This window comes from Blastococcus sp. TF02A-35, from assembly GCF_004571075.1.
In the GTDB taxonomy this organism is placed as follows: Bacteria; Actinomycetota; Actinomycetes; order Mycobacteriales; family Geodermatophilaceae; genus Blastococcus.
On sequence record NZ_SPQP01000008.1, the window covers coordinates 33,883 to 48,620 of the forward strand.

Genomic DNA, 14,738 nt, shown 5'->3' on the forward strand with positions numbered 1-14,738 from the left:
GAGCCTGCCACGACCCTCCGACGGGTCCCCGCCGCAGCCCTCCGCGCCCCGGGGCCCGGGGCGCGGAGGTGCGGGAGGGCGCTCGCTCAGAGGCCGCGCGGGGCGAGCGGGCTGCTCTCGACGGCCTGCTCCTCGAGCTTCTCCAGCCGGTTGCGCAGCATCCGCAGGTACGGCTCGCGGGCGCGGTTGGCCTCCTCGTAGGCGAGGAGGTCGGCCACGGTGCTCAGCGCGTAGCCGCGCAGGCGGCCGCGCAGCTGGGCGATGGAGAAGCTGTCGTAGCCGTCGACCGGCTCGGTGGCCGGGGCGCTGGAGGGCGCCTGGTCGCCGGACCCGCCGCCCTCGGCAGCGGTGTCGTCGGCGGGGGTGTCGTCCGTGGCAGCGGCGACCGGGCTGCCGCCCTCGTCGACGGCCACGGTCTCGGTGTCGGTGCTGGCGGTGTCGGTGCTGGCGGTGTCGGTGCCGGCGGCGTCGGTGGTCGCCACGGTCTCGTCGGTGCCGGCCTCGTCCTGCGGCGCCTCGACGGCGGCGATGCCCTCGTCGGTGACGGCCGCCTCGACGGTCTCCACGTCGCCCTCGGGCGTGAGCACGTCGACCGTCGTGGCGACGTCGGCGGTCTCGGTGGTGCCGGCCGGCGCGGCGTCGCCGGACTCCAGCAGCGCGCTCTCCAGCGCGTCGGCGTCCTCGGTGACCGGGGCGTCCTCACCGCCACCCGCGGCGGTCAGCGGGTCGGTGTCGGCGACCTCGGGCACCGCCTCGTCGATGGCGAGCTCGTCGAGCACCTCCTCGGTGCTCGGGGCCTCCTCGGCGACGTCGATGGCCTGCTCGGCGGTGGCCACCCCGTCGGCGGAGTCGACGACCGCGTCGTCGACGTCCACGCCGGCCTCCTCGGCGGCCGCGAGCACCGGCGCGACGTCGTCGTCGGAGACCCGGTCGAACGCCGAGTCGCGGACGCCGTTGGACGGCTGGGTCACGGTGACCGGCTCGACGTCGTCGTCGAACGTCGCCAGCCCCGGCTCGCTGTCACCCCGCAGCCCGGTGAGCAGCTCGTCGCCGCGGGCGACCAGCCCGGCGTAGGTCTGCTGCGCCTTCATGGCGTGCTGCATCGCCATCCCGATCACGCGCACGGGCAGCCCCGGCAGCGTCTCGGGCAGCTTGCGCGCCTCGTCGAGCACGGTGGCTGCCAGACCGGCGGCAGCGCGGACAACCTCGGGGATCTCTCGGGCCATGCGCACAGCGTGCCCCAGAAAGGCGCAGGCAACACACCGACCAGCGCGGATACGCCGGTACGGAGGACCGGCCGAGCGTGGCGCGTGGCCCGTACCACTCCCGCGGCGGCGGTTTCGGGGCCGTGCGCACCTACCATGGGGGCATGGCTGATCAGCGCGGACGTGTCCTGCTGGCCGACCCCCGGGGCTACTGCGCCGGTGTCGACCGGGCGGTGGTCGCGGTCGAGCGCGCCCTGGAGATCCACGGCGCCCCCGTCTACGTCCGCAAGCAGATCGTCCACAACAAGCACGTGGTGGCGACGCTGGAGCGGCGCGGCGCGATCTTCGTGGAGGAGACCGAGGAGGTGCCCGAGGGCTCGGTCGTCGTCTTCAGTGCCCACGGCGTCTCCCCGGCCGTGCACCAGGAGGCCGCGGCGCGGCAGCTGCACACCATCGACGCGACCTGCCCGCTGGTGACGAAGGTGCACCAGGAGGCCAAGCGGTTCGCCCGCGACGACTACGACATCCTGCTGATCGGCCACCGCGGCCACGAGGAGGTCGAGGGCACCTTCGGCGAGGCGCCGTCGCACATGCAGCTGGTCGACGGTCCCGAGGACGTCGCCAACGTGCAGGTGCGCGACCCCGACAAGGTCGTCTGGCTGTCGCAGACCACGCTCTCGGTCGACGAGACCCTGGCCACGGTGGACCAGCTGAAGAACCGGTTCCCCGGGCTGCAGTCCCCGCCCAGCGACGACATCTGCTACGCCACCCAGAACCGCCAGCAGGCCGTGAAGCAGATGGCCGGCGAGTGCGACCTGGTCCTGGTCGTGGGCTCGACCAACTCGTCGAACTCGGTGCGGCTGGTGGAGGTGGCGCTCGAGGCGGGCGCCCGGGCCTCCTACCTCGTGGACTACGCCTCGGAGATCGACGAGGCCTGGCTGGAGGGCGTCGGCACGGTCGGCGTGACCAGCGGCGCCTCGGTCCCGGAGATCCTGGTCAGCGAGGTGCTGGACTGGCTGGCGCAGCGCGGCTACCCGGACGTCGAGACGGTGAAGGCCGCCGAGGAGCGCCTGGTCTTCGCGCTGCCGCACGAGCTGCGGGCCAAGCGCCGGACGCCGGACGCCGCGGGCGACTAACCCCGCCCCCACGAACGACGAAGCCCCGGTCCGCGAGTGCGGCCGGGGCTTCGTCGTTCGTGCGGGTCAGCGACGGCTGACCAGCCGGAACAGCGCGAGCAGGATGGCCGCGAGGGTGGCGGCGGCCATGGTCGGGAAGCCGCGCACCAGCAGCGTGGCCAGGGTCGCGGCGTTGAGGGTCGCCGACGGCGCGAGGGCGGCGTTGACGACCGCGACGAGCACGAAGACCAGGGGCGGCGCGACGACCACGGTGAGCAGGTCGCGGCGGCGGACCAGCAGCACGGCCATCGAGGTGCTCGCGGCGAGCGCCACGAGGGTGATCAGCCCGAGGCCGGTGCCGACGAAGGAGTCGATCCCGCAGCCGGCGAGCGTCAGCAGGAAGATGCCGGCGACGGCGAGGACGCCGCGCAGCTGGCTCTCCCGGCCGGCGGGCGCGGTGCGCGTGCGGGCGCTGGGGCGCTCGGCGGGGCGGGCGCGGTCGGCGGGACGCGGGCGGTCGTTGCCGCGCCGCGGCGGGGGTGCGGATTCGTAGCGGTCGTGGGCGTACTCGCGCTCGGCCGCGCGCAGCCGGTCACCGGACCGGCCGGGGACGGGCGCGCTCGGGCGGGAGCCGCGGCCGGGACGCTCGGCGGAGGCGCGAGGGGCGCGGGCCGGGTACGGCCGGTCGGGCCGCGCGCCGCTCTGCCAGGCGCCTGCTGTGCTCGCGGTGGCCATGGCGCACCTCCGTCCCGTTCGATGACCGACCCGGATGGTCGGCCGTCGGGGCAACGGTAACGACAGAAGCTGCCAGTCGGCCGGAGGACGCCACCGCGTCGCCCGCATCCCGTGGTGGTGGAGCTACGCAGCGGGATGCGTGTGGCGAGCGGTGCCAACGAGTTGCCATCTCCCGCCGCCGGCGGGCCGGGATCCCTCAGCCAGATGTGCCGTCGCGCTCGGCCGCGTCGAACGACGTCACGGTGCGGTAGGTGTCGGAGCCGGGCGCCTCGGCCGGCCGCAGGGTGCGGACCGTGGCCTCGACCTCCTGCGGCTCGGGGACCGGGGACTCGGCGACACCGAGATCGTCGAAGCGGCGGGCCGCGGTCAGCACCGAGCGCTCGTAGGAGCCGACCGTCTCGTTGTAGCGGGTGAGCGTCGTCGACAGCGCCGACCCGAGCCGGGTGAGGTGGCCGGACAGGGTGCTCAGCCGCGCGTGCAGCCGGCGCCCCACCTCCAGCACCTGGTCGGCGTCGCGGGCCAGGCGCTCCTGCCGCCAGGAGTAGGCGACGGTGCGCAGCAGGGCGAGCAGCGTGCTCGGGGTGGCCAGCACGACGTCGCGGGCGAAGCCGTACTCCAGCAGCCCCGGCTCGGCCTCCAGCGCGGTGGTCAGGAAGCCGTCGGACGGGACGAACAGGACGGTGAACGGCGCCGCCGGGCGGAACGCCGTGGGGTAGCGGCGGGCTGCCAGCTGGTCGACGTGGGTGCGCAGCTGCCGGGCGTGCATCGCCACGCGCTGGGCGCGGACGTCCCGGTCCTCGGCCTGCACCGCCTCGATGTAGCCGGTGAAGGGCACCTTCGCGTCGACCACGACCTGCCGGCCGTCGGCGAGGGTGACCACGAGGTCCGGCCGCACGCCGGCACCCTCGTCGTTGGTGCCGGAGGGCTGCTCCACGAAGTCGCAGTGCTCCAGGAGGCCGGCCACCTCGACCACCCGGCGCAGCTGCACCTCGCCCCACCGGCCGCGGACGTGCGGCGTGCGGAGCGCCGTCACCAGGGCGGCCGTCTCCTGCTTGAGCTGCGCCGACGTCATGCCGACGGTGCCCATCTGCTCGCGCAGCTCGCCGTGCGCGGTCGCGCGGGCCCGCTCCATCCCGGCGAGCAGCCGATGCAGGTGGTCCAGCGACTCGTGCACCGGCTCCAGGCCGTCGTCGGCCGGGCGACGGCGGGCCAGCAGCGTGACCACGCCGAGGGTGACGGCGGTGGCGAGCAGCGCACCGAGGAGGAGCCCGAGGAGCAGGGAAGCGGCGTCCATGCCCGCAGGGTGCCGGAGGGGTCCGACAGTTCTCAGGAGGACCGGAGTTCCGACAGCTGTGCCGGCCCCGTCCCGGGCACCGCCGCGAGCGTGCGAGCGGTGGGGAGGACGGGGTCCTTCTTCAGGCGGGGACGGCGGCGTGCGCGGCCTCGTGGTCGAGCAGCCAGCGCTTGACCGGGGTGCCCCAGCGGAAGCCGCCGAGGCCGCCGTCGGAGCCGAGCACCCGGTGGCAGGGGACGAACAGCGCGGCGGCGTTGCGGGCGCAGGCGTTCGCCGCCGCCCGGACCGCGGCCGGTCGGCCGCACCGGGAGGCGAACGCGGCGTACGTGTCGGGCCGGCCCGCCGGCACGGTGCGCAGCACCTGCCAGGCCTCCTCGAGGAAGGGGCCCGAGCGCTGTGCCACCGGCACGCGGTCGATGGCGGTGACGTCCCCGTCGACGAACGCCTCGACGGCCGAGAGCACGGGCAGGTCCGGCTCCTCGTCGGCGCCGCTGGGGCGCAGCGTGCGGTGGATGACCGGCCACAGGTCGCCGAGCTCCGCCGTCCACCCGCTGGCCAGGACGACGTCCCGGCCCTCGGCGTCGGTGTCGACGACGACGGTGAACGGGCCGGGCGGCGTCGCGACGGTGGCGTAGCGGACGCGCGGGGCGGAGGGGTCGAGCAGGGCGATCATCAGGCGCTCCTGGGCAGCTCGGGTGCACGGGTGAAGAGGCTCGGGACGGCCAGCGCCCAGAGGTGGAGCACGGCGTAGGAGCTCCACGGCCGCCAGCGCGTGGCGGCGTCGGCGTCGCTGCTGCCGAGGGTGGCCAGCGAGCGCCGCAGGGCGAGGTCGCCGGGGAGCCAGACGTCGGGGTCGGCGAGGCCGCGCAGCCCGACGAGGGCCGCCGTCCACGGGCCGATGCCGGGCACCGCGAGCAGCGAGCGCTCCGCCTCGGCCCGCTCGGCGCCGGGCCCGAGGGCGATGGCGCCGCCGGCGAGGGCGGCGGTCAGGGCGTGCACCGTCCGGCGGCGGGCACCGGTCAGCCCGACGGCGGTCAGGTCGGCGTCGGCCAGGGCGGCGGCCCGGGGGAAGGCGTGGGTCAGGGTGCCCACCGGCTCGGCGAGGGGGGTGCCGGCCAGGAGCAGTCGGGCGGTCAGCGTGCGCGCGCCCGCGACGGACACCTGCTGCCCGAGGACGGCCCGCACGGCCAGCTCCTCGGCATCGGGGGAGGCCGGCACCCGGCGCCCGGGGGCGGCGGCGACGAGCGGGGCGAGCGCGGCGTCGGCACCCAGGACGTCGTCGACCGCGACCGGGTCGGCGTCCAGGTCCAGCACCCGCCGGCACCGGGTCACGGCCGCACCGAGGTCGCGGAGATCGGTGAGCCGCAACCGGGCGGTGACCCCGGTGCCGTCGGCCGAGGGGGAGAGCCGGACGACGGCGGGCCCGTGCGGCAGGTCGAGGACGCGGGAGAACGTCGTCCCGTCCCACTCCTCGAGCCCGGGGACGGCGTGCGCCCCGAGGAAGAGGAGGACCTCGTCGGCGGCGTACGGCGGCCGGGCGGCCAGCCGCAGCGTGAGCCAGCCCGGGGTGCCCTCCCCGGTGCGCCGCCGGGCGCGGCGGAGGTCCGTGGGGGTGGCGGCGAAGACCTCGCGCACGGTGTCGTTGAACTGCCGGATGCTGGCGAACCCCGCGGCGAAGGCGACGTCGGCCATGGGCAGGTCGGTGGTCTCCACGAGGACCCGGGCGGTCTGCGCACGCTGGGCGCGGGCCAGGGCGAGCGGGCCGACGCCCAGCTCGCCGACGACGAGCCGGTGCAGCTGCCGCTCGGAGTACCCGAGGCGGGCGGCCAGGCCCGGGACGCCGGAGCGCTCCACCTCGCCGTCGGCGATGAGCCGCATGGCACGGGCGACGACGTCGGCGCGGACGTCCCACTCCGGCGACCCGGGTGCGGCGTCGGGCCGGCAGCGACGGCAGGCGCGGAACCCGGCCCCATGCGCGGCCGCGGCGGTGGAGAAGAAGGAGACGTTGCGGGCCAGCGGGGTGCGCGCCGGGCAGGAGGGCCGGCAGTAGATGCCCGTGGTGTGCACGGCGGTGACGAACCACCCGTCGAAGCGCGCGTCCCGGCCCGCGACCGCGCGGTAGCAGCGCTCGTGGTCCAGGGCCTCGGTCACGACGTCGAGCATGCCAGGGGAGGACGACGTCCTCTGGCGGTTTTCGGACGCGGCCGTGCGGCGTTCGCCGGGGTCGCCGTCCACCGACCGGTGGACGGCGGACCAGCGGTTCGGCCGTCCCGCGGGGCGATGAAGCGGACGAGGGTCGGGGCATGACGACGACCGATGCGGTGCCGGTCCTGCGGGACGCGGCACTCGACGAGCGACCGGCCGTGCGCGTGCGCGGGCTGGTCAGGCGGTACGGGAGGCGGGCCGTCGTCGACGGCCTCGACCTCGACGTGCGCCCGGGTGAGGTGTTCGCGCTGCTGGGCCCGAACGGCGCGGGGAAGACGACCACCGTGGAGATGCTGGCCGGCCTGCGCCCGCGGGACGGCGGGTCGGTCGAGGTGCTGGGGGAGGACCCGGCCTCCGGCGACCGGCGGTGGCGCGGTCGCGTCGGCGTGGTGGGGCAGACGACGGGGACCGGCAACGCCCTCACCGTGCGGGAGACCCTGGACCACTACGGGCGCTACCACGCGCGGCCCCTGCCGACGGGCGAGCTGCTGGCCGAGGTCGGGCTGGCGGAGGCCGCCGCCCAGCGCGTGGACAAGCTCTCCGGCGGCCAGCGCCGGCGGCTGGAGGTGGCCATCGGCGTGCAGGGCCGGCCCGAGCTGCTCTTCCTCGACGAGCCCACCACGGGGATGGACCCGGTGGCACGACGGCAGTTCTGGTCCCTGGTGGAGGGGCTGCGCGACCGGGGCACCACCGTCGTGCTCACCACCCACTACCTCGACGAGGCGGCACACCTCGCCGACCGGGTCGGCGTCATCACCGCCGGCCGGCTGGTCGACGTGGCGCCGCCGGCCGAGCTCGGGGCCCACCTCCGACGCGCGGCCACCGTCCGCTGGACCGAGGCCGGCGTGACCCGCGAGGTGGTCACCGAGACCCCGGCGAGGACGCTGCGCGACCTGCTGGCCGCCGCGGGCGCCGGCGAGGTGCCCGGCCTGACCGTCACCCGTCCCGGGCTGGAGGACGTCTACCTCCGCCTGGTCGCCGCCCCCGAGGAGGACCGATGACCGCCCCGAGCACCATCGCCGTTCGCACCGCACGCCCGGCACCGCCGTCGGCTGGCGCGATCGGGCTGGCCCGCATCGGCCTGGAGCTCCGGCTCTACGTCCGCGATCCCGCGCAGATCGCCTTCTCCTTCGCCTACCCGGTGGTCATGCTGGTCATCTTCGGCTCGGTCTTCGGCGACGAGCAGGTGCTCCCCGGGGTCGGCCTCCTGCAGTACTTCCTCCCGGGGATCGCGGCGACCGGCGTCATGCTGACGAGCTTCCAGGCGGTCGGCACGGCGGTCGCCGAGGAGCGGGACCGGGGAGACCTGGCTCGGCTGCAGACGCTGGGCACCCCCGCGCTCGCCTACGGGATCGGGAAGGCCGGCCAGGTCGTGGTCACTACGGTGGCCCAGCTGGCGGTGCTGCTCGCCGTGGCCGCGCTCGCCTACGACATCGCCCTCCCCACCGACGGGCCGCGGTGGCTGACCTTCGCGTGGGTGGTCGCGCTCGGCAGCGTCGCCGGTACGGTCCTGGGGCTTGCGGTGGCCACGTTCATCGGCAGCGCCCGGTCGGCCGGCGCGGGGATCCCCGCGTTCGCCGTCGTCCTGCAGTTCCTCTCCGGCGTCTTCTTCGCCGACTCCGACCTGCCCACCTGGATGGACCGGGTCGCGGCGCTGTTCCCGCTGAAGTGGATGGTGCAGGGCATGCGGTCGGTGTTCCTCCCGGACTCGGCCGCGGCGATCGAGCAGGCGGGCAGCTGGGAGCACGGAACCACTGCCGTGGTGCTGGTCGCATGGGTGATCATCGGCGCCGTGGTGTGTGCCCGGACCTTCCGCTGGCGCCGGGCGGCATGAGCCCGACGCGCCGGCTGGCCGCCGTCCTCGTCCCCGCGCCCGCGGACGAGGGCGGCGAGCCGCTGTCCGCGACCGGGTGGCAGGTCACCGTCGTCGGGATGCACGTCGTCTCCGCGGTGGTGTGGGCACTGGCGGTGGCCAGCGCCCTCTCCGGTGAGGTGACGGCGCCGGGTGCGCGCGGCCCGGTCCTCGCCGTCCTCGGGGCGCTGGCGGTCTCGTACGTCGTCGCCGGTGGGCCCGCCGTCGTCGGTGGGCGCCCGTGGCAGGCGGTCACCCACCTGACCGTCCTCGTCGTCTCCTTCGGCGTGCTCGGCTGGCTGGCGCCCGGGCTGCTGTTCCTGCTCTTCCTGGCCTACCCGCAGATCTGGTTCGTCGTGCAGGGGACGCTCACCGGGCTCGCGTGGACGGTGCTGCTCGCCGTCGCCAGCGCGATCGGGCCGCTGGTGGCCGACGGCGGGGGCCAGTCACCGCTGGAGGTGATGCGCGAGACCGTCGTCGGCCTGCTGTTCAGCCTGACGCTCGGGCTCTGGGTGAGCCGGGTCCTCAAGCAGAGCTCGGAGCGGGCCTCGCTCATCGCCCAGCTGGAGGCCACCCGGTCGGAGCTCGTGACCGCGGAGCACGAGCGCGGCGTGCTCGCCGAGCGGGAGCGCCTGGCGCAGGAGGTGCACGACACGCTGGCCCAGGGCTACACGTCGATCGTGGTCCTGGCGCAGACGGCGGGGGAGCTGGTGGCGACCGACCCCGACGCCGCGCGCGAACGGCTCGCGGTCATCGAGGAGGTCGCCCGCGACAACCTCGCCGAGGCGCGCGCGGTGGTGGCCGCCTTCCGCCCCGTGGGGCTCGACGGGTCGACCCTGGTCGAGGCGTTGCAGCGGCTGGCGGAGCGGTTCGCCCGGGAGACCGGCCTCCCGGTGCGGGTCGACACCGGTGCGCTCGACGGCACCCCCGGCCTGCGGACCGACGAGGAGGTCGTGCTGCTGCGCGGCGCGCAGGAGGCGCTGACCAACGTCCGCCGGCACGCGGAGGCCTCGGCCGTGGTGCTGCGGCTGGCCCGGTCCGGGGGGCAGGTGTCGGTCCGCGTGGAGGACGACGGCGTGGGGTTCGACCCGGCGTCGGTGTCGGTGTCCGGCCTCGAAGGGCTCCGCGGCCGGGTGGCCGAGGTGGGCGGTTCGGTCGACGTCGCCTCGGAGCCGGGCTCGGGCACGCGGGTGACAGTGCGGGTGCCGGGCCCGTGACCGCCGCGAGGACGACGGTCGAGCGAGCATCGCAGCGAGGGACGAGCGAGGAGCGGAACGAGGCCGGAGTCGAGCCATGATCAGCGTCGTCGTGGTGGACGACCACCCCGTCGTGCGCGGCGGCCTGGTCGGGTGGCTGGCGTCGCAGGAGGACCTCGACGTCGTGGGCGAGGCCGGTGACGGCCTGGAGGCGCTCGCGCTCGTCGCGGCGGCGCGGCCCGACGTCGTGCTGATGGACCTGCGGATGCCGCGAATGGACGGCGTGACGGCTACGGCGCGGATCGGTGAGGCGCACCCGGACGTGCGGGTGCTGGTGCTGACCACCTACGACACCGACGCCGACATCGTGCGCGCCGTCGCCGCCGGTGCCACGGGCTACCTGCTCAAGGACGCGCCGCTGCCGCAGCTGGCGGACGCCGTCCGTGCCGCCGCCCGGGGGGAGACGGTGCTGGCCCCGCCGGTGGCGGCCCGGCTGGTGTCGCGGATGCGGGCGCCGGCGGTCGAGGAGCCGACGAGGCGTGAGCTGGAGGTGCTGGCCGGGGTGGCCCGCGGGCTGACCAACGCCGAGATCGGCCGGGAGCTGTTCATCGGCGAGGCAACGGTGAAGACCCACCTCCTCCGGGTCTTCGCCAAGCTCGGTGTCGACGACCGGACGCGGGCGGTGATGGTCGCCGTCGAGCGGGGGCTGCTGCCGGGTCCGGGGCGCTGAGCCGGCGCTGTCGTCAAGTGCCTGCTCGGGTCTGTGGACAAGCGCCTGACCTGCGGATTCACGCTGCGAGCGGCGACTCTTCCCGGTAGGATTCGTACATGCGTTCGAGTCGCCCGGGAGGTGTCGTGGAGTCGCTGGAGTCGGTGCTCGACGAGCTCTCGGGCGAGCGGCTCGACGGCATGTTCGGCCCGGCGTTGCTGGAGCGGCTGGCCCCGCTGCTGGCGCTGCAGAACCGGGTCGCGGCGGAGGTGGCGCGCACGGTGCGGCAGTGCGAGCTGGCCGACGCCGCGGAGGTCGACGGCAAGGCCTCGATGCAGTCCTGGCTGCGCGGGCATGCCCGGTTCTCCGCCTCTGCGGCGAACGCGCTGGTGCGCACGGGGCGGGCGCTGGAGCACCTGCCGGCGGTGGCCGCGGCGTTCGCCGCCGGTGCGCTCTCGGCCGAGGCGGTCGGGGTCATCGCGCCCGTCGCGGCGGAGAGGAACCGGGTGGCCGCCGCGGAGCAGGGCGTGGACCTCGCCGGGATCGACGAGCTGCTGGCCGAGATTGCGAGCACCCAGTTCCACCCGCAGCTGCGCACGGCGGTCGCGCACTACCTCGCGCGGCTGGACCCCGACGGTGCCGAGCCCGACCCGACCGAGCAGCGGTCGCTGAGCTGGGCCAAGCACGCCGACGGCTCCCTCACCGGCCGGCTGGAACTGGATGCGGTGGGCGGGGAGAAGGTGCAGGCCGCGATCGAGTCGATCCTGCAGGCCTCCCGCCCGGCCGGGGACACCCGCACCCGCGCCCAGCAGCAGGCCGACGCCCTGGTCCAGCTGTGCGACAACCAGCTCGCCGCCGGCGCCCTGCCCACGCTGCGCACCCAGAAGCCGCACGCCGTGGTCACCGTCCCCATCGCAGACCTGGTCGACCCCGGCACCGGCCTGGGAGCCGCGACCCTCGGCTTCGGTGCCACCGTCTCCGCCGCCCGCGCCCGCTGGCTGGCCTGCGACGGCACCGTCACCCGCATCGTTCTGGGCCCCGAGGGCCAGCCCCTCGACCTCGGGCGCTCTCACCGCGTCGTCCCCCACCACCTGCGCCGCGCCGTCGAGGCCCGGGACGGCGGCTGCGTCTTCGCCGGCTGCGACGCCCCCAGCCACTGGTGCGACGTCCACCACCTCGTCCACTGGGCCGACGGCGGAGACACCTCGCTGGAGAACTCAGGGCTGCTGTGCGAGCGGCACCACACCAAGGTCCACCACGGGTTCCGGGTGGCACGACAACCCGACGGCCGGTGGCGGACCTGGCGACCCGACGGCACCGAGGTCCTCGTCCTGCCGCGGATCGCGAACGAACCGGTCACCACCCGCGCGGGGTGACCCAGCCGGTCGCACGGCGGGGCCGGCGCTCCTCGGCCCGTACTCTGAACTCCCGTGAGCCTCACCATCGGGATCGTCGGCCTGCCCAACGTCGGCAAGTCGACGCTGTTCAACGCCCTGACCAAGAACGACGTCCTCGCGGCGAACTACCCGTTCGCGACGATCGAGCCGAACGTCGGTGTGGTGGGTGTGCCCGACCCGCGGCTGGACACGCTCGCGGAGCTCTTCGGCAGCCAGAAGATCATCCCGGCGACGGTGTCCTTCGTCGACATCGCCGGCATCGTCCGCGGCGCCAGCGAGGGCGCCGGCCTGGGCAACAAGTTCCTCGCCAACATCCGCGAGAGCGACGCGATCTGCCAGGTCATCCGGGTCTTCACCGACCCCGACGTCGTGCACGTCGAGGGCAAGGTGAGCCCGAGCGACGACATCGAGACGATCAACACCGAGCTGGTGCTGGCGGACATGCAGACGCTGGAGAAGGCGATCCCGCGGCTGGAGAAGGAAGCCAAGAAGGACAAGGAGCGCGCCGCGCTGCTGTCCGCCGCGCAGGACGCGCAGAAGGTGCTCGACGAGGGCCGCACGCTGTTCTCCGCGGGCGTCGACCCCGAGCCGCTGCGCGAGCTGACCCTGCTCACCACCAAGCCGTTCCTCTACGTCTTCAACGTCGACGCCGACGAGCTGGCCAACACCGAGGTCCTCGACGAGCTGCGCGCCCTCGTGGCGCCCGCCGAGGCGATCTTCCTCGACGCGCAGACGGAGTCCGAGCTCATCGAGCTGCCCCCCGAGGAGGCCGCCGAGCTGCTCGAGTCCATCGGCCAGAGCGAGCCGGGCCTCGACCAGCTGGCGAAGGTCGGCTTCCGCACCCTCGGGCTGCAGACCTACCTCACCGCCGGGCCGAAGGAGGCGCGCGCCTGGACGATCCCGGTCGGCGCCACCGCTCCGCAGGCCGCCGGTGTCATCCACACCGACTTCCAGCGCGGCTTCATCAAGGCCGAGATCGTGAGCTTCGACCAGCTCGTCGAGGCCGGCTCGATGGCCGAGGCCAAGTCGAAGGGCTGGGTCCGCATGGAGGGCAAGGACTACGTCATGGCCGACGGCGACGTCGTGGAGTTCCGCTTCAACGTCTGACGGAGTGCAAACCTCCTGGTCAGTGGCCTGTTGGCGTCGCTCAGTCCGCAGGGAGTCCGCAGGATCGTCCAGTGCTGCGGACATCAGCCCGTCCGTGGCAGCCCTCGTGCGGTCGTCCGCGTCGGGCCACAGGTGTCCGTAGGTGTTCAGCGTTGTGGTCGCCGAGGCGTGCCCGAGGGCGCGCTGCACGGTGACCACGTCGCAGCCCGACGCGATGAGCCCCGAGGAGAAGAAGTGCCGGAGGTCGTGCAACCGCAAGCCCGTCAGCCCGGCCGCTGACTGCGCCTTACGCCACTGGTGGGCGACGGTGTTCTGGTGCGGCGGGGTGCCGGCCGGGGTGGCGAAGAGCCAGCGGTCCGGGCCACCGGCGGTAAGGTGCCGCTCGACGTGCCCGGCGATCAGGGTGAGCAGCCGGTCGGGGACGACGACCGTCCGCTCCGAGCCGTGCTTGGGTGCCCGCAGCTCGGCGGTGCCGTTCGGCCCGCGTTGCACCTGGCGGCTGACGATGACCCGTCTGCGGAGGAAGTCGACGTCGCCGACATGCAGCGCGGCCGCCTCTCCGAGTCGGAGGCCACCGAAGGCGCAGACGGCGAGAAAGGCGGCGAACCGGTCGTCGGCGGCCGCGAGCAGGGCGCCGACCTGCGGTGGCGTGGGGATGGCCATGGCGTGCTCGCGGCGCCGACGGCGGGGGAGTGTCACCCCGTCGCTGGGGTCGGTGGCGATCACCCGATCGCGGACGGCGCCGCGCAGCACCGCGCGCACGTTCTGCACCCGGGTGTGGACGGTGCCCGGAGCCAGGCCGGCCGCGGTCATCTGCTTGACCCACGACTCGACGTGCGACCGGCGGAGCAGGCGCAGCTCGACGTCGGTGAAGGTGGCGGTCCGGACGGCGAGGCTCATGGCCAGTTCGGTGCCGGGAGCCCAGACCTGGCGGGCGGCCCAGACGGCGTAAAACGCGGCGAGGGTGATCCGGCCGGCCTTGGGGTCGACGTACGTGCCGGTGACGACGGTGGCGGTGACCTCGTCCAGCCAGCGTTGGGCGTCGGCCTTCCGCTTGAAGTGCCGGGCGTGCTCCTTGCCGTCGGCGTCGCGGTACCGGGGGCGGTACGTGCCGTCGGGCCGCCGCGCGATGCTCGCCATGTCTCTCCTCGATCGCCGGAGCGCTGCCCGGAGTCAGCCTGCCGCGAGTGGACGACAGTGCGCTACGCCGGTAGCCGGCACCTGTGCATCACCGGTCGCTGTTCGCGACCTTGCTCTCCCACCAGCGGTCGCACTCGGCCTCGTCGTAGAGCACGCGGCGGCCGACGCGCACCCCGGCGGGGCCGATGCCGATGTGACGCCAGTAGCGGACGGTGGCCGGGCTGGTGCGGAACCGGTCGGCCACTTCTTCGGTGGTCAGCAGTCGGACGGTCATGGCTCCTCCTCGCCGTTCGGCCGGGCGGTTGGACACGCACCCGTCATGGGGGAGAAGGCGCCAATCCGGGGCGATTGGTGACAGCCAGGCCAGGGTGACATCGAGAAATCCTGGTGGCGCCGCAAGTCACCCCGATGTCACCCCCGTGGCCACCGCTGGATCGTGGCGCCGCGTCGGTGCACGGCGCGCATGACTTCGCCGACGGCCGCGGCGATGGAGGGCAGGTGCCGGTCGTAGATCGTGCCCTGCTCGACCTGGACGGCGAGCTCCCGCAGCAGGTCCACCCAAGCGAGCTGCCGCGGCTGCGGCGCTGCTGCGGGCGGCGTTGCCGGGACGGTGACCACCCGCTCGACGATCTCGACGGCGCTCCGCCCGGAAGAGGCGGCGCGTGCCTGCTCCCAGGCTCGGTGCCGGCACGTCGCCGAGCACCACTTCGGGATCGGTCCCCGTGACCGCGGGGTGATCGGCCCGCGGCACCACCCGCAGGCCGTCGCCGCTGCCCTTCGGGC

14 protein-coding genes and 1 pseudogene are annotated in these 14,738 nt (G+C 74.9%); 7 read left to right on the plus strand and 8 right to left on the minus strand.

The window, feature by feature from the left end; genetic code table 11:
• Positions 1-86 precede the first annotated feature (86 nt).
• Positions 87-1,226 (minus strand): hypothetical protein, encoded by a 1,140-nt coding sequence (locus tag E4P43_RS05665; protein WP_135144444.1) that lies wholly within the window; start codon positions 1,224-1,226, stop codon positions 87-89.
• A 143-nt stretch (positions 1,227-1,369) separates the two neighbouring features.
• Here E4P43_RS05665 and E4P43_RS05670 point away from each other — a divergent pair, with 143 nt between their 5' ends.
• Positions 1,370-2,341 (plus strand): 4-hydroxy-3-methylbut-2-enyl diphosphate reductase, encoded by a 972-nt coding sequence (locus tag E4P43_RS05670; RefSeq protein WP_135144445.1) that lies wholly within the window; start codon positions 1,370-1,372, stop codon positions 2,339-2,341.
• A 66-nt stretch (positions 2,342-2,407) separates the two neighbouring features.
• On the opposite strand, the gene E4P43_RS05675 is transcribed toward E4P43_RS05670, so the two are convergent.
• The 4 genes from E4P43_RS05675 to E4P43_RS05690 all read right to left on the minus strand — a co-directional run bounded on the left by E4P43_RS05675 (position 2,408) and on the right by E4P43_RS05690 (position 6,500).
• Positions 2,408-3,055, minus strand: a complete 648-nt coding sequence (locus tag E4P43_RS05675) for a DUF6542 domain-containing protein (RefSeq protein ID WP_135144446.1) — start codon at positions 3,053-3,055, stop codon at positions 2,408-2,410.
• A gap of 196 nt (positions 3,056-3,251) precedes the next feature.
• Entirely contained in the window at positions 3,252-4,349 is a 1,098-nt protein-coding gene (locus E4P43_RS05680; protein WP_245158945.1) for a DNA recombination protein RmuC, read from the minus strand.
• Positions 4,350-4,470: 121 nt separating this feature from the next.
• The gene (locus E4P43_RS05685; RefSeq protein ID WP_135144447.1) at positions 4,471-5,022 is read right to left on the minus strand and encodes a methylated-DNA--[protein]-cysteine S-methyltransferase; all 552 of its coding nucleotides are present in this window, start codon (positions 5,020-5,022) and stop codon (positions 4,471-4,473) included.
• A complete protein-coding gene (locus E4P43_RS05690; protein WP_245158946.1) occupies positions 5,022-6,500 on the minus strand; it encodes an AlkA N-terminal domain-containing protein in 1,479 nt (492 codons plus the stop codon). The genes E4P43_RS05685 and E4P43_RS05690 overlap by 1 nt, the downstream gene beginning before the upstream one ends.
• Before the next feature lie 152 nt (positions 6,501-6,652).
• Here E4P43_RS05690 and E4P43_RS05695 point away from each other — a divergent pair, with 152 nt between their 5' ends.
• The 6 genes from E4P43_RS05695 to ychF all read left to right on the plus strand — a co-directional run bounded on the left by E4P43_RS05695 (position 6,653) and on the right by ychF (position 12,815).
• Complete coding sequence (locus E4P43_RS05695; protein ID WP_135144449.1) at positions 6,653-7,555, plus strand: ABC transporter ATP-binding protein; 903 nt, start codon at positions 6,653-6,655, stop codon at positions 7,553-7,555.
• Positions 7,552-8,388 (plus strand): ABC transporter permease, encoded by an 837-nt coding sequence (locus E4P43_RS05700; RefSeq protein WP_135144450.1) that lies wholly within the window; start codon positions 7,552-7,554, stop codon positions 8,386-8,388. Before E4P43_RS05695 ends, E4P43_RS05700 begins: the two co-directional genes overlap by 4 nt.
• The gene (locus E4P43_RS05705) at positions 8,385-9,623 is read left to right on the plus strand and encodes a sensor histidine kinase (protein WP_135144451.1); all 1,239 of its coding nucleotides are present in this window, start codon (positions 8,385-8,387) and stop codon (positions 9,621-9,623) included. The genes E4P43_RS05700 and E4P43_RS05705 overlap by 4 nt, the downstream gene beginning before the upstream one ends.
• Positions 9,624-9,699: 76 nt before the next feature.
• Positions 9,700-10,332, plus strand: a complete 633-nt coding sequence (locus E4P43_RS05710; RefSeq protein ID WP_135144452.1) for a response regulator transcription factor — start codon at positions 9,700-9,702, stop codon at positions 10,330-10,332.
• Between the two features lie 98 nt (positions 10,333-10,430).
• Positions 10,431-11,687 (plus strand): DUF222 domain-containing protein, encoded by a 1,257-nt coding sequence (locus tag E4P43_RS05715; RefSeq protein WP_348522138.1) that lies wholly within the window; start codon positions 10,431-10,433, stop codon positions 11,685-11,687.
• Between the two features lie 54 nt (positions 11,688-11,741).
• Entirely contained in the window at positions 11,742-12,815 is a 1,074-nt protein-coding gene (gene ychF, locus E4P43_RS05720; protein WP_135144453.1) for a redox-regulated ATPase YchF, read from the plus strand.
• 141 nt (positions 12,816-12,956) lie between these two features.
• Here the strand turns inward: ychF and E4P43_RS20920 are convergent.
• The 3 genes and pseudogenes from E4P43_RS20920 to E4P43_RS05735 form a co-directional block, all read right to left on the minus strand.
• Positions 12,957-13,955, minus strand: a pseudogene (locus tag E4P43_RS20920) (site-specific integrase); the annotation flags it as partial.
• Positions 13,956-14,043: 88 nt separating this feature from the next.
• A complete protein-coding gene (locus E4P43_RS05730; protein WP_135144454.1) occupies positions 14,044-14,229 on the minus strand; it encodes a helix-turn-helix domain-containing protein in 186 nt (61 codons plus the stop codon).
• A 137-nt stretch (positions 14,230-14,366) separates the two neighbouring features.
• Complete coding sequence (locus E4P43_RS05735; protein WP_167759079.1) at positions 14,367-14,513, minus strand: hypothetical protein; 147 nt, start codon at positions 14,511-14,513, stop codon at positions 14,367-14,369.
• Between the last annotated feature and the right edge of the window lie 225 nt (positions 14,514-14,738).